Origin of the sequence: Paenibacillus mesophilus (assembly GCF_005938385.1) — a bacterium.
GTDB lineage: Bacteria > Bacillota > Bacilli > Paenibacillales > NBRC-103111 > Paenibacillus_AB > Paenibacillus_AB mesophilus.
This window is the reverse complement of sequence record NZ_VCRA01000058.1, coordinates 1-13,823: the sequence shown is the minus strand read 5'-3', so window position 1 is coordinate 13,823 and position 13,823 is coordinate 1. Positions and strand designations below refer to the sequence as shown.

Annotated in this window: 10 protein-coding genes and 1 rRNA gene; 3 read left to right on the top strand and 8 right to left on the bottom strand. The window is 52.6% G+C overall.

Annotated features, from left to right (window positions below; genetic code table 11):
* Together FE783_RS36640 and FE783_RS36635 are read right to left on the bottom strand one after the other, a co-directional pair.
* Positions 1-106: ribosomal RNA gene (locus tag FE783_RS36640) — 16S ribosomal RNA — on the bottom strand; the annotation flags it as partial.
* 517 nt (positions 107-623) lie between these two features.
* Positions 624-1,490 (bottom strand): nucleotidyltransferase-like protein, encoded by an 867-nt coding sequence (locus FE783_RS36635; protein WP_138884349.1) that lies wholly within the window; start codon positions 1,488-1,490, stop codon positions 624-626.
* 144 nt (positions 1,491-1,634) lie between these two features.
* Between FE783_RS36635 and FE783_RS36630 the strand changes: the two genes are divergently transcribed.
* Complete coding sequence (locus tag FE783_RS36630; protein WP_138884348.1) at positions 1,635-1,991, top strand: DUF2614 family zinc ribbon-containing protein; 357 nt, start codon at positions 1,635-1,637, stop codon at positions 1,989-1,991.
* A gap of 154 nt (positions 1,992-2,145) precedes the next feature.
* On the opposite strand, the gene FE783_RS36625 is transcribed toward FE783_RS36630, so the two are convergent.
* The 3 genes from FE783_RS36625 to FE783_RS36615 all read right to left on the bottom strand — a co-directional run bounded on the left by FE783_RS36625 (position 2,146) and on the right by FE783_RS36615 (position 5,591).
* Positions 2,146-3,888 carry a glycosyl hydrolase family 18 protein gene (locus FE783_RS36625; protein WP_138884347.1) on the bottom strand — a complete coding sequence of 581 codons (1,743 nt, stop codon included), beginning with the start codon at positions 3,886-3,888 and terminating at the stop codon, positions 2,146-2,148.
* Between the two features lie 172 nt (positions 3,889-4,060).
* A complete protein-coding gene (gene perR / locus FE783_RS36620) occupies positions 4,061-4,495 on the bottom strand; it encodes a peroxide-responsive transcriptional repressor PerR (protein ID WP_138884346.1) in 435 nt (144 codons plus the stop codon).
* 184 nt (positions 4,496-4,679) lie between these two features.
* Positions 4,680-5,591, bottom strand: a complete 912-nt coding sequence (locus FE783_RS36615) for an AraC family transcriptional regulator (RefSeq protein ID WP_158302248.1) — start codon at positions 5,589-5,591, stop codon at positions 4,680-4,682.
* A 239-nt stretch (positions 5,592-5,830) separates the two neighbouring features.
* On the opposite strand from FE783_RS36615, the gene FE783_RS36610 reads away from it, so the two are divergent.
* Both FE783_RS36610 and FE783_RS36605 read left to right on the top strand, forming a co-directional pair.
* Positions 5,831-7,156 carry an ABC transporter substrate-binding protein gene (locus tag FE783_RS36610; protein ID WP_138884344.1) on the top strand — a complete coding sequence of 442 codons (1,326 nt, stop codon included), beginning with the start codon at positions 5,831-5,833 and terminating at the stop codon, positions 7,154-7,156.
* 88 nt (positions 7,157-7,244) lie between these two features.
* On the top strand, positions 7,245-11,744 hold the full coding sequence (locus FE783_RS36605; RefSeq protein WP_238403427.1) for a CBM96 family carbohydrate-binding protein: 4,500 nt from the start codon (positions 7,245-7,247) through the stop codon (positions 11,742-11,744).
* A 27-nt stretch (positions 11,745-11,771) separates the two neighbouring features.
* On the opposite strand, the gene FE783_RS36600 is transcribed toward FE783_RS36605, so the two are convergent.
* The 3 genes from FE783_RS36600 to FE783_RS36590 are packed head-to-tail and all read right to left on the bottom strand — an operon-like array spanning position 11,772 to position 13,523.
* Complete coding sequence (locus FE783_RS36600; RefSeq protein ID WP_138884342.1) at positions 11,772-12,119, bottom strand: hypothetical protein; 348 nt, start codon at positions 12,117-12,119, stop codon at positions 11,772-11,774.
* A gap of 15 nt (positions 12,120-12,134) precedes the next feature.
* Positions 12,135-12,770 carry a hypothetical protein gene (locus tag FE783_RS36595; protein WP_138884341.1) on the bottom strand — a complete coding sequence of 212 codons (636 nt, stop codon included), beginning with the start codon at positions 12,768-12,770 and terminating at the stop codon, positions 12,135-12,137.
* A 54-nt stretch (positions 12,771-12,824) separates the two neighbouring features.
* Positions 12,825-13,523: an MgtC/SapB family protein gene (locus FE783_RS36590; protein WP_138884340.1), complete on the bottom strand. Its 699-nt coding sequence runs from the start codon at positions 13,521-13,523 to the stop codon at positions 12,825-12,827.
* Positions 13,524-13,823 lie beyond the last annotated feature (300 nt).

Genomic DNA, 13,823 nt, shown 5'->3' with positions numbered 1-13,823 from the left:
CGTGTTACTCACCCGTCCGCCGCTAGGCCCGAAGGCCTCGCTCGACTTGCATGTATTAGGCACGCCGCCAGCGTTCGTCCTGAGCCAGGATCAAACTCTCCAATAAGGTGTTGCTTATTAGATGAGCCGATAGCTCAATTCGTACTGACTTGTGTCGAATCTTTCGGAGTTTGCACAACCGAAAATTCGACTTGTTCGGCTTCTTGCGAAGCCTCACTTGCACGCTCGTTGTTCAGTTTTCAAGGAGCAAATACTTTATTGCTTGTCATCGCTTCGACTCACTTGTTAAGTTTGTCTCTTTTGCGGCGACCTCTTTAATATACCACATCTGCCTACTTCTTTGCAAGTACTTTTTTTCGATTTGTTTTTTGCTTCGAAAATTTTCTTTGCTTGTTGAAGCGGCGAAAATTAATTTATCACATTCGGACAAACAAAGTCAACCCTCCTTCGAAAAGTTTGAAAACACGGAACATTCGAAAATATATCTTCTTACAATATAAGCTTTCCGACATAACCAATTTGCCCTGGAAGGTGATCGAAAAACAAAAAAAGGCCCGGGTAACCGGGTCTCGAGAAAGCGAACCGGTCGCCCAAGCCTCCGAAGGCTAGCGTGCATCTAGACGTCATACCGTGTACTTCAATTGCAGCAGCATTGTATCCGCCGATTCAGACGAATGCACTACTTCACGGATCAGCGATTTGCGCGAGAGCTTATTCAATAATAAGGAAAGATCCAGGTGCAGTTCGGCCAGCTGCGGAACTTGCATCAGTTCCTGCAAACTCCACGCTTCGTCCCGGCTGTGCAGCACATCAACCAAAACGGAGCAGCAGCTTTCCATCTTGGACATGACGGAAAACTCGCATGCCAACACTACGAGCTGAATCCGCTTCTCCAATGATTCGTGATTGGAAGTCAGCTCCTCATAAAACTTGTAAACCCCCGGATTGATTTTCCGGACTTGTGCCCATACGAGAACTTCCGGATGAATCCCCTCTTCAATGATGGTGATTCGCGCCCAGTGACAGAGCGCGTTCAAAATATTGCTGTATGCGTCCAGCAAATGACCATCCATCAAATGCTGCTTGCTCTGCAAAAAGCTTTTCAAAAAATGATCGAATTCAACGATCAGCTTCTTGGCTCGCAGCTTCTCGGGAAACTCCAGCAGACGGTGACGCAGACTTTCCAAGTACAAATTACGGTCCATTACAATCTCCCCTTGCAAAATCCAATGGATAACATTTCGGTTTCCGCCGTTCAAAATCCATTGTTCCAATTTAGCGGGATGCAGGCATCGTTCTTGTATACGGATATCGTCTTTTATATAATGGATAGTGGAATCGGAATGAATCGATTGCATGATCACCAGCACACCGACATCAAGCCCATCGGCCACCGGACTGAACGGTGCGGGACTCCGCACGATAGAAACGCTGATCGTATCGGGATCTTGCCGGTATTTCTCTCTTACGTAATTCCGGATCGCTTCCAATTCGTCCCCCCGGCTTTCGGTATTAAGTCATTCTGTCATACATTGTATTTCTACGTCATCGTCCAGTTTCCTGCCTCTAAAATTGACAATTGATAGACAAACTGGGACAAAGACCGGAAACAAAAAGAAAGAGGGACCGCCACAATGATTTTCAAATCGAGCAAAATTAACGAATTTCGCTTATGGGGCCTGCTGCTGACTATGGGCGGAATGGCGCTCATGATCGTCGGTTTGGCCGGCATCGTATTTAATTGGGGTCAAATCGGCAAAATTATAGCCGGTATTTTCATGGTGATCGGCATGATTTCGATGCTTGGCAGTATGGCCGTTTATTTCTGGGCCGGCATGCTGTCGACCAGCACCGTGGCGCTGGAATGCCCGGAATGCGGCAAGGTGACGAAAGTGCTCGGCAAGACGGACCGCTGCATGTTCTGCAGAACCGTACTAACGTTCGATTCCCGCTATGCGCCTCCGGATATGGAAGTCGCGGACAAGCAATAACGCGAAGAGGTCTAACACAAAAAGCCTGACAACCTTCTAAAAGAGGTGTCAGGCTTTTTGTGATTTGCAAAGCTCCACTTCACTTTTGGTTCGGGGGCTCCCCTAAAGTACTCGGAATATGCTACGAAGATCCGCTTCACTTTTGGGGGGCAAATCAGGGTCTTTTCTCCAACGTTTGCTTGATAACATCCCAGATTTCCGGAGTTTCGTAGCCTCTGCGCCACGATGCAATGCCTGCCAAATCGTATTTTTTAATCAGTTCAACGCGAGCTTTCATCGACGTCTCGTCTTCCATCCAAACTTTGTTCAGTTTGCCGTCTTCCGTATACTCGATATAATTTTGCCCCGTTTCCTGCGAAAACGCAGGCTTCAGCCCTTTGTCTTTGATCAGCTTATGGATCGTGTCCATAAACACGGCTCTGGAGGATACTTCCTTCTTGCCGTTCTTCGTTTGTTCCGTCCAAATACGGGTATAATAAGGAACGCCGAGGACGAGCTTGGATGCGGGAACCTTCTCCTCATTCAGCAGTTGTATAATCGATTTCTCGACCCACGGCAGCGAAGCGACCGATCCAGCCACGGGACTGGCAGCCCAATGCTCGTCATAAGTCATGACCATCATATAGTCGACTGTTTCGCTTAATGCGGGCCGGTCATAAAACATCGACCAGTTTTCGCTTGTCGACTTGGTCGTCACGTCCATCGAAACGACGAGTCCCTGCTCGTGCAGCAGAGGCGTCATTTCCCGGACGAACTGCGTCAAATTAGCCTTATCCTTCAAATTAACGTTCTCAAAATCGATGTTGATGCCCTGCAAATTGTACATTTGAGCAAAAGCAAGCAATTGCTTGATCATCTTCATCCGCTTGTCGTAGGTAGACAGCGCTTCCGTCGTTATTTTCGGATCGAAGCCGTTGCTGAACAGCGCCCATACTTGATAATTTTGCGATTGGGCCCATTTTACGTAAGCCGAATCGGCCAAATTTTTCAAATTGCCCTCGCCGTCGAGCAAATGGAACCATGTCGGACTGATGACGTTCAAACCGGGCATTGCGCCAATTTTCGATGTGTCCGGATTTTTCGTGGTCACTTGCTCCCACGTCATGTTGATTTTGCCGCCGATCGGCTTCCAGGGAATGAACGACTTCGAATCGGGTTGCGTTGGTACCGTTTCCACCCGGTCCAGTACGACATCTTTTTTGCGGGCGTAACCAACCGTCCCGTTTTTACGCTGTATATAATACCATTGATTGCTCTCGGACCAGATCATCAGCTCTTCGCCGGACTGTAAATCGGCCACTATCGGAGATTTGATGTCCGCGCTTCTCCGCATAGCCGTAGTTCCGCCTTTGGAATTCCCGTCCGCTTTCCCCCATTGGATGTTATCGCCCTGCAAATGCACGATCACATTCCCCGTATCCGCGGCCTCCGTAATGGCAAGACCGTAATATTGCTTGACTGGTTCGATCGGCAAGTACAAGTCGTTCCCGTTCTTCACGATCGGGAATTTCAATTGAAGCGGCTTTTCATTGACCGTGGCGGTAAGTACGTTCGTTTTCATCCGAACGACTTTGTCTTTTGTCGTAATGATCACCGAATCGCTGGCGCTTTCATACACGATGGAAGGATCGGCTTTTTCCTTAATAAACTCCAGCGGCAGCTTCAAGCTCTCCTTCTCCCCCACCGCATCCTTATCCAGCATTACCCCCCGGTGAAATACCGGCTTCCGTAAACCGCCATAGTCGGGCTCCACGTGCTCGCTGTTCGGATAATACGTCAAAAACCAATAATAAGACAACAAACCAGCCATGCCGGCTATGAGCAAAAAAACGAACAACCGGAGAACGATCCGGGTACGCCTCTTAGGACGTCCGGAAGGCGGGTTTAACGACTCCATGCTTTCACTCCTTCTTGTCCCGCTCACCTTCATCCCATAAGGTCTGCCCTTAAGCGGCAGATTCATCAGGAACATGCGAATTTCGCCTACCCGAATACGTAGAAAAGGACGGGTCGGATAGACACGTCCATTATACTACATATATCGACGATACGGACCGTCATACGGTTCACTAATGTTTGACAGTCGAAACGCAATCCGGGCAAAGCCCGTATACTTCAAGACGGTGCCCTTTCACTTGGAAGCCCGTTTGCTTAGCGGCGTTCCATTCCGCGTCCTGCAGCGGCGGATATTCGAAATCGACGATTTTGCCGCAGCTGTCGCAGATCGCATGGTAATGGTCGGACATATCGGAATCGAACCGGCTGGAGTCGTCCCCGTAGGTCAATTCACGGACGAGCCCCGCTTCGATGAATACTTTCAAATTATTATAGACGGTAGCGACGCTCATGCTGGGAAAACGGTCTTCGAGAGCGCGATAAATATCGTCGGCGGTCGGGTGCATCATCGTATCCAGCAAATAAGCCAAAATCGCATGCCGTTGAGGCGTCATTCGAACTCCGGTCGTTTTCAATTTGTCCAACGCTTGCTCGAATCGTGACGTCATGTTCCTCACCACCATGATCAAAAAGAGTTATGTTATCTATATATTGTACGTTCGGGGGAACAGGTTTGTCAATCAATCCGGCATCTGTCACGTCCCGCGAGAGCCTTTGCGGTGCGGAGAACGGCAAATAACCGAGCCATTTGCTCGGGCTCGGTTATACATGTTTCGTACGCTGATGGTCGGTTCACTCGAAAAGCGCTTTCCCCGACAAACGGGTGTCCCGGTGAACGGTCGCGGCAGACCGGAATTGCTGCGGGGTGACGGAGTGCCGCTTCTTGAAGCAGCGGCTGAAATAAGCCGGGTTCGGGAATCCGGATTGTTTGCCTACCTGATCGACCGACATCGAGGTGGTGGCAAGCAGACGGCGGGCTTCGTCCAGTCTTCTGCGCATGATGAATTCGGTAATCGTACTGCCCATGTAGCTTCTGAACAAATTGGACATATAGCTGTCGGACAGATGAATATCGGCCGACAAATTTTCCAGGCAGAACGGCTCTTTATAATGCTGCTCGATCCAGGCGACGATCTTCTCTACATGATGCGATTGCCGCTGGTTGAAATTTTGTTGTTCGGAGACGAATTCCGCAAAAACGTGCGCTTTCAAATACGCCATGAACTGCATCCAAAATATAATAAACTGCTCCTTCTGCTCGTGGACGGGAACGGTGGATAAAGTAGAATGAATCATCCCGAGCTGGCCGGTCAGCTCGCTGTCCTGCTTCGGGCTCAACTGGAATATTTGCTGGCCCGTGCTGTTTTTCTCGAGTAAAGTAAGGAATCCGGTCAGATGGGGAAACAGCGGCAAATATTGCTTCAGCAGCGAAAGATTGATTTTCACGATCGACCTTAACCGCGGCAATTCGAACCGGACCAAGTGAACCTGATGGGGCTGGAAATAAACGAGCGTTCGCGGTTTGAGCAAATAAAGCCGATCGTTCAGGATGAGTCGTCCGTCCCCTTCATGAATATACAAAAACTCCATGCCTTCATGGGAATGGTAATATTCGTCTGGGTATTTATGCTCCCATGTTTTATAAACCATAAAATACAAATTGAATTTGAAATTCATGTGCAGGCGCGTAAAAGTGTGATGCATCGTGTCATTTCGCCCCCTTACCAAATTCAAAATATTGTAAATGTTATTATATAACAGGAATAAAAATACTGCAACCGCTTTCATAAAGGGTACAATACAGTGCAACTTTCCCGCAACAGGAGACAATCGGCAGCGTGATATACTGTCTTCGAATAAAAATCATAGATGATTGGGGGCTATTTGGCACTGTAAACGATGCTCCAATTCGACGAGTGTCCGTAGAAAGAGGAGGTAAGCCTATGTCCAAAAAGCTTGCTAGCGTAATGTTGCTTGGTGCAGTGCTCGCGGTCACCGCGTGCGGAAAAACAAACGGCGTACCGGCGGCCGGAAACGAAGCTCCCGCTGTCAGCAAAAAAGATCCGGTGGAGTTATCCGTGTTTTTCCCCTTTCCCGCCGATTGGCCCGAAGAAGATTTCATGAAAACGTTCGGCCAGCCGATCATGAAGAAGTTTCCGCATGTTACGATCAAGTATATCGCCGGCGGCAAAGTATCGGAGCTGCTCACCGCAGGGCAAACGATCGATATCATGTTCGCTTCGATCGGTGCGACTCCGCCCCATCTGATGGAAAACAAGCTCGAATACGACATCACCCCGCAAATTAAAAAATACAGCTACAATCTAAACCATCTCGAGCCGACGATGGTCGACACCGGTAGGCAGCTTGCCGGCGGCACCGGCATATACGGTCTGCCTGTGTACGTCCCACCCTCCACGATTTACTACAATAAAGACATCTTCGACAAATTCGGCGTTCCTTATCCGAAAGGCGGAATTACATGGGACGAAATGTTCGAGCTTACGAAAAGCTTGACCCGCTCCGACGGCGGCGTCAATTTCACCGGATTCGCTTCCTCCTACGGGCATTTGGCCTTTATGAACCAATTATCGGCCCCCCTTGTCAAGACGGAAACGAAAAAAGCCGCTTTGGATACCGACGAAAAATGGAAGTCGTTCGTCGACAATCTGGTTCGTTTCTACAAGCTCCCCGGCTACGCCCACATCAAGAACAACCAAATTTCCGAGCCGAACGAGCGCAACCGGTTTTTCAAAGACAGAACGGCCGCCATGTTCCTGGCTATGACCGCTTTGCACAACGCGAAGGAAATCGGAGACTTGAACTGGGATTTGGCCCCCTTCCCCGTTCTCAAGGATAAACCCGATTTAGGACCGCAAGCATACCCCACCTACTTCTATGTCACTTCGATGAGCAAGCATAAAGATCAGGCTTTTGAAATTATCGCTTACTTGACGACCGAGGAATACCAGTCCCAGCAGCTAAAGGAAGGCAAATTCCTCACCTCCCTGAACAACAAGGCGCTTCGACAAACATTCGGTCAAAACAATCCGATGTACGCCGGCAAAAATATTAAAGCTTTCCAACCGGATAAATACGCTCCGGCAGGTTCGGTAAACAAATATAACGGATCTTATCAAGGAGAATTCAACACCGTCCTCCGCGACGTCATTTTCAACAACAAAGACGCCAATACGGCGCTTCGCGAAGCGGCGGAAAGAATCAACAAAAAGATCGAGGAGACGGAGGCGGCCGCCGCAGCCAAGTAAGCGCTTAACTTAACTTTTGCGATTGTTCGAGCTGCCGCATCCGTGCGGCAGCCCGATAGTCGTACCTTGGGGAGGGAATTTATTCGTGATGGCCTTTATGCCATGGATGAAGCTAAAACGGCTTTCAAGCCGTCAAATCGCGATCGCTGTCATCGTCAGCCTGTTGATCGGCTGTATACCTGTCGGTTTTGCCGAAGCGGAGACAGTCATACCCGAAGGAACCAATGTGCTTGCCAACGGCGATTTCGAGAATACGGCGAACGGCCTGCCCGCCAATTGGAACAAATGGATTGCCAGCGGAACGCCGATGTACAGCGCGGATAACGCGGTCTACAAGTCCGGCTCCCGCTCCATACGCATCGAGTCCGCTTCAACGGCCCGCAGCAGCTTCAATCAGACGGTCAATGTCGAGCAAAATCAAAGCTACCGGCTCAGCGTCTGGGTGAAGACGGATAACATCGTTTCCTCGGACAAAGGCGTCGTGCTGCGGTACCAGTTTTTTAACTCCGCAGGTACGAAGATCGGAACGGACTCCTTCGCCGGCGCACGCAAAGGGACGGCGGATTGGGGGCAAATATCCCAGAAGGTTACGGTTCCCGCAGGGGCCACACGTATATTGTTCGAACTGTTTCTATGGAATGCGTCGGGTACCGTCTGGTTCGACGATGCCCGAATAAACAAGGAGGTACTCGTTACGGACATGATTACTTCCCAGCATCCGCGTCTGCTCGCCAATGCTTCCGACTTTGCCGCCCTGAAGGGACGCATCGCCACGGATTCCCGGTTGGCTCGATGGGCCGGCATTCTAACCGGCAAAGTGGACCAAATATTGACCCAGCCGGCTTCCCATTACGAGCTGCCGGACGGGGTACGGCTCTTGAGCGTCAGCCGCAAAGTGCTGGAGCGTATTTATGCTCTCGCCATGCAGTATCGTCTGACGTCCGATTCGCGTTATGCGGAACGGGCTTGGACGGAGCTGGCTGCCGCAGGCAATTTCCAGGACTGGAACCCGAGCCATTTCTTGGACACCGCCGAAATGACGCACGCGTTCGCGATCGGCTACGACTGGCTTTACGATTATTGGACGGAAGAGCGTAGAACGTTCCTTCGCAATGCGATCGTAACGAAAGGATTTACCCCGGCGATGACGGGTTATAATCGGCCCGATTTCTGGGTGAACACGACGAACAACTGGAACTTCGTGGTCAATGGCGGGATCGGCATGGGCGCGCTGGCATTGGGAGATGAGCCGGACATCAAGGGACTGGCCGAGGATTTGCTGCAGCGGGGATTCACTTCCTTGCCGAAAGCATTGCCCCAGTGGGCTCCGGACGGGGGCTGGTATGAAGGCCCGGGCTACTGGCAATATTCGATTCAATATATCGGCGTTTATTTCAAGGCGCTCCAGACGGCGCTCGGTACCGATTTCGGCTTGTCGTCAAGTCCGGGACTGCCGTCGAACGGCGATTTCCCGATTTTCATGTCCAGTCCGATCAATCAAATATTCAACTTCGCGGACGCCGGCTCTTCCGTACCGAATTCTCCCTCGCTGCATTGGTTCGGACAGCAGTTCGGCAAGCCGGAGTACGGCTGGTGGCAGACGCAGCGAGTCGATAATAACCCGTCGCCGCTCGATCTGCTCTGGTACGTTCCGAACAGCTACGCGGGTCCCCGTGCCGCTCAGGTCGACCTGGACAAATATTTCCGCAACTTGGAGGCCGTCACATTCCGCAGCGGCTGGGAAGATCCGAATGCGCTGTTCGTCGGCTTCAAAGGAGCGAGCGAGCAGAAAAACCATCACAACCTGGATGCCGGCACCTTCCTCTTCGATGCGCTCGGCGTGCGTTGGGCGCAGGAATTGGGAGCCGACGACTACAATTTGCCGGGCTACTTCGGCAATCAAAGATGGAATTATTACCGGATGCGCGCCGAAGGGCAGAACGTGCTCGTCATCAATCCCGATCAGGGACCGGAGCAGGATTCGCTGCCGTTCGTCGGGATGAGCCGGGTCGAATCGTCGCCGCAGGAGGCGCTCGCCGTTACCGATTTAACCGCGGCCTACGCGAAAAACGCCCACAAGGTGGAACGCGGCGTCCGGCTCATCGATAACCGCCGGCAATTGGTCGTGCAGGATGAAGTGTACGCGAAGGCGCCGTCCGACTATTGGTGGTTCATGCATACTTCCACGGAAGTCGACGAGATTGCGCCGGACGGAAGCTGGGCGATGCTGAGAAAAGACGGGAAAAGGCTATGGGCCCGTATTTTATCGCCATCTCAGGCGAAATTTACGGTGATGGATCCGCAGCCGCTGCCCTCTTCCCCAAATCCGCCGGGGCAAAATGCGAATGCGGGCATCCGTAAGCTGGCCATCCACATTCAGCAAGTGCAGAACTTGCGGTTGTCCGTGCTGATGGTTCCGCTGCGCGAAGGGGAAACGCCGCCTACGGCGCTGCCTGCGGTGCAGCCGTTATCCGAGTGGCATACCGGCGCCGCTGTCCCACCGTTGCTAAGCGGCATTTCGGTTGACGGCAGTCCGCTTGCGGGCTTTGACGGTGAAACGTTTACGTATGAGGCAAGCTTGCCTCCCGGGACTTCCGCCGTACCGGTCGTGACGGCTGCAGCAGTCGATCCGAATGTCTCGATCACGATCCGGCAAGCGGACCAATTGCCGGGAACGACATGGATCGACTTGGCGAAGTCCGGTGCAGGGAGCAGCCGGTATGCGGTTCATTTTCCGGGCAAATCAAGTGCCGGGCAAGCCGGACTGCCTATTGCCCATGTAACGGCAAGCGGAGACGACGGGAACGTTCCGGCGAATACGATCGACGATGACCTGGATACGAGGTGGTCCGCTCTCGGAGACGGGCAATGGATAGCCTATGATCTCGGTTCCGTCCGGACGGTACGAAGTGTCTCTTTGGCCTGGTACCGGGGAAAGGATCGAACCTCTACCTTTGACATCGAAATGTCCGCAGACGGAGCGAACTGGACGAAAGTATTCGGCGGCAGCAGTTCAGGCGGCACAGCCGGACTGGAAAATTACGCAACCGGCGAGCAGTCCGCGCGGTATGTGCGAATCGTCGGACACGGCAATTCGCAGAACTTATTCAACAGCATAACCGAAGCGCGCATTTACGACCGGGTGGCGTCCGAACAAAACAAGCCACCCGTCTTGAAAAATGCGGTCCTTTCGGCCGACCGGACGGAATTGAAGATCGGGCAAAGCGCTCAGCTTCTTCTATCGGGTACGATGACGAACGGAGCGCCGTTAGATACAGGCAGGGCGACTGTGGAATACGTGTCGGGCAACCCAACCGTCGTTACAGTCGGCAGCGACGGTCGGGTGACGGCCGTCGGCGAAGGAACGGCCCGCGTAACGGCAGTCGTCACGCTTGACGGGTATCTCAAATTTGCATCGCTTACGTTTCAAGCGACCGACCCGCTCCACGCCATCCTATACCCGGTCAAGGACGCTTTCGTAAGAAACGGCGACTATGCCGATATCAATTACGGAACCGCCGCGAGTTTGACGGTGAAGAAGAGCAGCCCGGGCTTCCATAGAGAAGCGTTACTGCAGTTTGATCTCAGCGGCGTTGCCGGCGAGATGAGCTCCGCCTCCCTTTACCTGTACGGAGCTACGGCCGATTCCGGCGGTACGGAGGTGGACAATACGATACGCGCGGTAGCGGACGACAACTGGACGGAAAAAGGGATCACGTTCAATAACCGGCCGGCCGTCCAAGACCCGTTATCTACCGTAAGGGTCGACAATGTGCAAGGATGGCGCAAGTTCGACATTACCAATTACATCGCGGCGCAGTTAGCCGGCGACAAGCTTGCGAGCCTAGCCATCGTTCAGGACGTCGCATCGGGCCTTGCCACCAATTTCAATTCCAGAGAGAACGCCAATTTCAAACCTTATCTGGAAATAAAGCTGTCCGATCGCGAAGCACCTTCCATCGCTATTTCCGGGGTCGAGAACAATCGCGGTTATGCGGGGGTGGTGACACCCGTCATCACGGCAACGGATGCGGTTAGCGACGTCAAAAGCGTTTCGGCCGTATTGGACGACTCTCAGCCCTACGCTTCGGGAACGCCTGTAACGTCGCTCGGGCTGCATTCGTTAACCGCCACGGCGATCGATTTTGCCGGAAATCAAGCGACTCAATCGGTCTCGTTCGCCGTGTACGACCCGACAAGCGGCCCGGCAGCCGCATCCGGCTGGTTCTCCAGCGCGCCGTCCGCCACGGTTACCGGAAGCACCTACAACAAAATCCATGTCGTTGCGAATTTGGGCTACGACAGCGGTCTTGCGCCGGAAGGGAGACTCAGTCTGCACATCCAGTCGAGCGGGGTTAAGCTCGAAATGCAAAGCATTCATTTCCTTGTCATCGATCATTCCGCTTTATGGGTGCAGGGTGCGGCGATCGGCTCGGATAACGGTACGTATGTCGTTCGGCTGTTTTTACAAACTGCGCCGGCAACCAAGGACTCCGTAGCTTCTCTCGTATTGTGGAGGACGGGGCAGCCGGACCCGGTTCTGTCGATCGGCAACCGCGTCTTCACCGGAAATGTGAAGATGCGGTAAAAAGTAAAAGCCTCCGGCTCCGCTGTTTCAGCGCTGCCGGAGGCTTTCGTTTTCATGAAGCAGAACGGAAGAGGACTTCCGGGGAACATCTTGGAACCATTTGGACGGCGGCCAGCCATGCTGCGAATAAGCGGCAATCAAAGCCGATACAAGCACCGATATGAGCACGACGCCGACATCGAGACGGGTACGCTCTCCCCGATTGCCGTACCGAAAGTTAACCCATAAATATTCCAATCCGAGCAGAATAAAGATAAGGGGCCAACCTTCCTCCGCGTAGCCCAAATAGTTCGTGTCCATCGTCCAGTCGGCCAGAAGGGCAACGCCGCTTGCCAGCAGGATAAGACCGGATGTCGCTTTTCCGACTCTGATCATGTAGAGCTCCTCTTCTTACTTGGGCTTGGAAGAATTGCGCAAAAACAAAACGATACCGATTCCGATCAGCACGAGCCCTCCGATCATAGTCCCCATTTTATCCATCAGCATACTGATCCATTCAGGCTTGGCGCTGAACACAAAGAACAGTCCGCCTACTCCGACAAGCAGCCAGCCGATATAGGAAGGGGAACCCGGCTTGCCGGAATCGTCCGGGCGCGTATCGGAATTCCCGGTTGAATACGATGCCAGGGAGAACCGGTAAGCGTTCACTTTATCGACCGACAGCAGCGCATCGAACAAGCTGTAGAAATAAATAATCGGCAGGAACAGAGCGAGAAGCGTAATGAGCGGGATGCTGGACATGTTGATCGAGAAGTGCACGATCGCGAAAATGTCCATGATGATGAGGAGCATGATCATCAACCCTTTTTGCATCAAACCAAGATAAAAATGACCGGTTCCCGGTATGCAGAACGATAGCACTCCCGCGATCCATTTGCGTTTTCTCGGCATCATGGCGGCGTACGGATCGAACGTTCCCCACGGGGGAGGCTCCGGCGACTGTGCAGGGCGTGTCCCGAATCCGTCGCTGCGATTGTCGTCCCCATAAGGTCCCGGCTCGGGACTTCGTTGCTGCGATTCATCCATCGTCTCCTACTCCTCCTTCATATGAAAGGTCAAGGGTAGGATCCCCTTCAACCTCTACTCTATGGAAATATGGGATACCGCGTCCATCCGCTTGATTTCATCGGCTGCCGCAAGTAGCAGCTCCGGCTTTCCGAGTCTCACGGACAAAGTGATTCGAACGTTCCCCTGTCCGTAATCGGACGAATTCAGCTGTACGATGGCCAGCTTGCGGATTTCGGCGCCTCTCGCCGCCAAGACGGACGTAATGGACGCCAAGTTGCCGGGACGGTCGGGCATCTCGATGCTGACGGTTCGCAATTGCTTCCCGCGCAGCCATTTTTTCTCGACTTTGTTTAGAATCCACAGAATGATCAGTACGAACAGCGTCGTTACGATTGCGGAATAATAAAATCCGGCTCCGGTAGCCAAACCGATCGCGGCTACGACCCACAAGGAAGCGGCCGTCGTCAGTCCGGAAATGGAGCTGCCGTTCAATACGATCGTTCCGGCACCCAAAAATCCGATGCCCGTAATGACCTGGGCGGCCAGACGCGCCGGGTCGAGACGCACGTTCGGTTCGTTGACGAATTGCCCGAATCCGTACATGGACAGCAGCATGATGAGGGCCGCGCCCAGACAAACAAGAATGTGGGTGCGAAATCCGGCCGGGTGGTTGTTCTGCTCCCGCTCCAATCCGACCAACCCGCCGAGAAAAAGCGCCAGCACCAGCCTCAGCGTCATTTGCAGCGGATCGAGAATCCACGGGTTATCCAAGATGTCACCTCCGGGCCTTAAACGAATTTGAAAACGTTGGCAACTCCTATTGTATCACGGAATCGGGAAAAACATGAGCCAATAACCCTACAAAGTGGAGGCTCTGCTTCGAAGCTTGTTCAACTTACTTTGCGGGACCCCGAAAAAAAGAGAGGACACCCGGGCGGGTGTCCTCAGCCTGTTGATTAACCTCAACAGGCTATTTTTTTGGTTTCTTTATCTATTCACCGCGTTAATGTGGTATAATATAGCTATCCTATTTAGGCGGTGATTGCATGCTTCGCTCCAATCCACATGCAC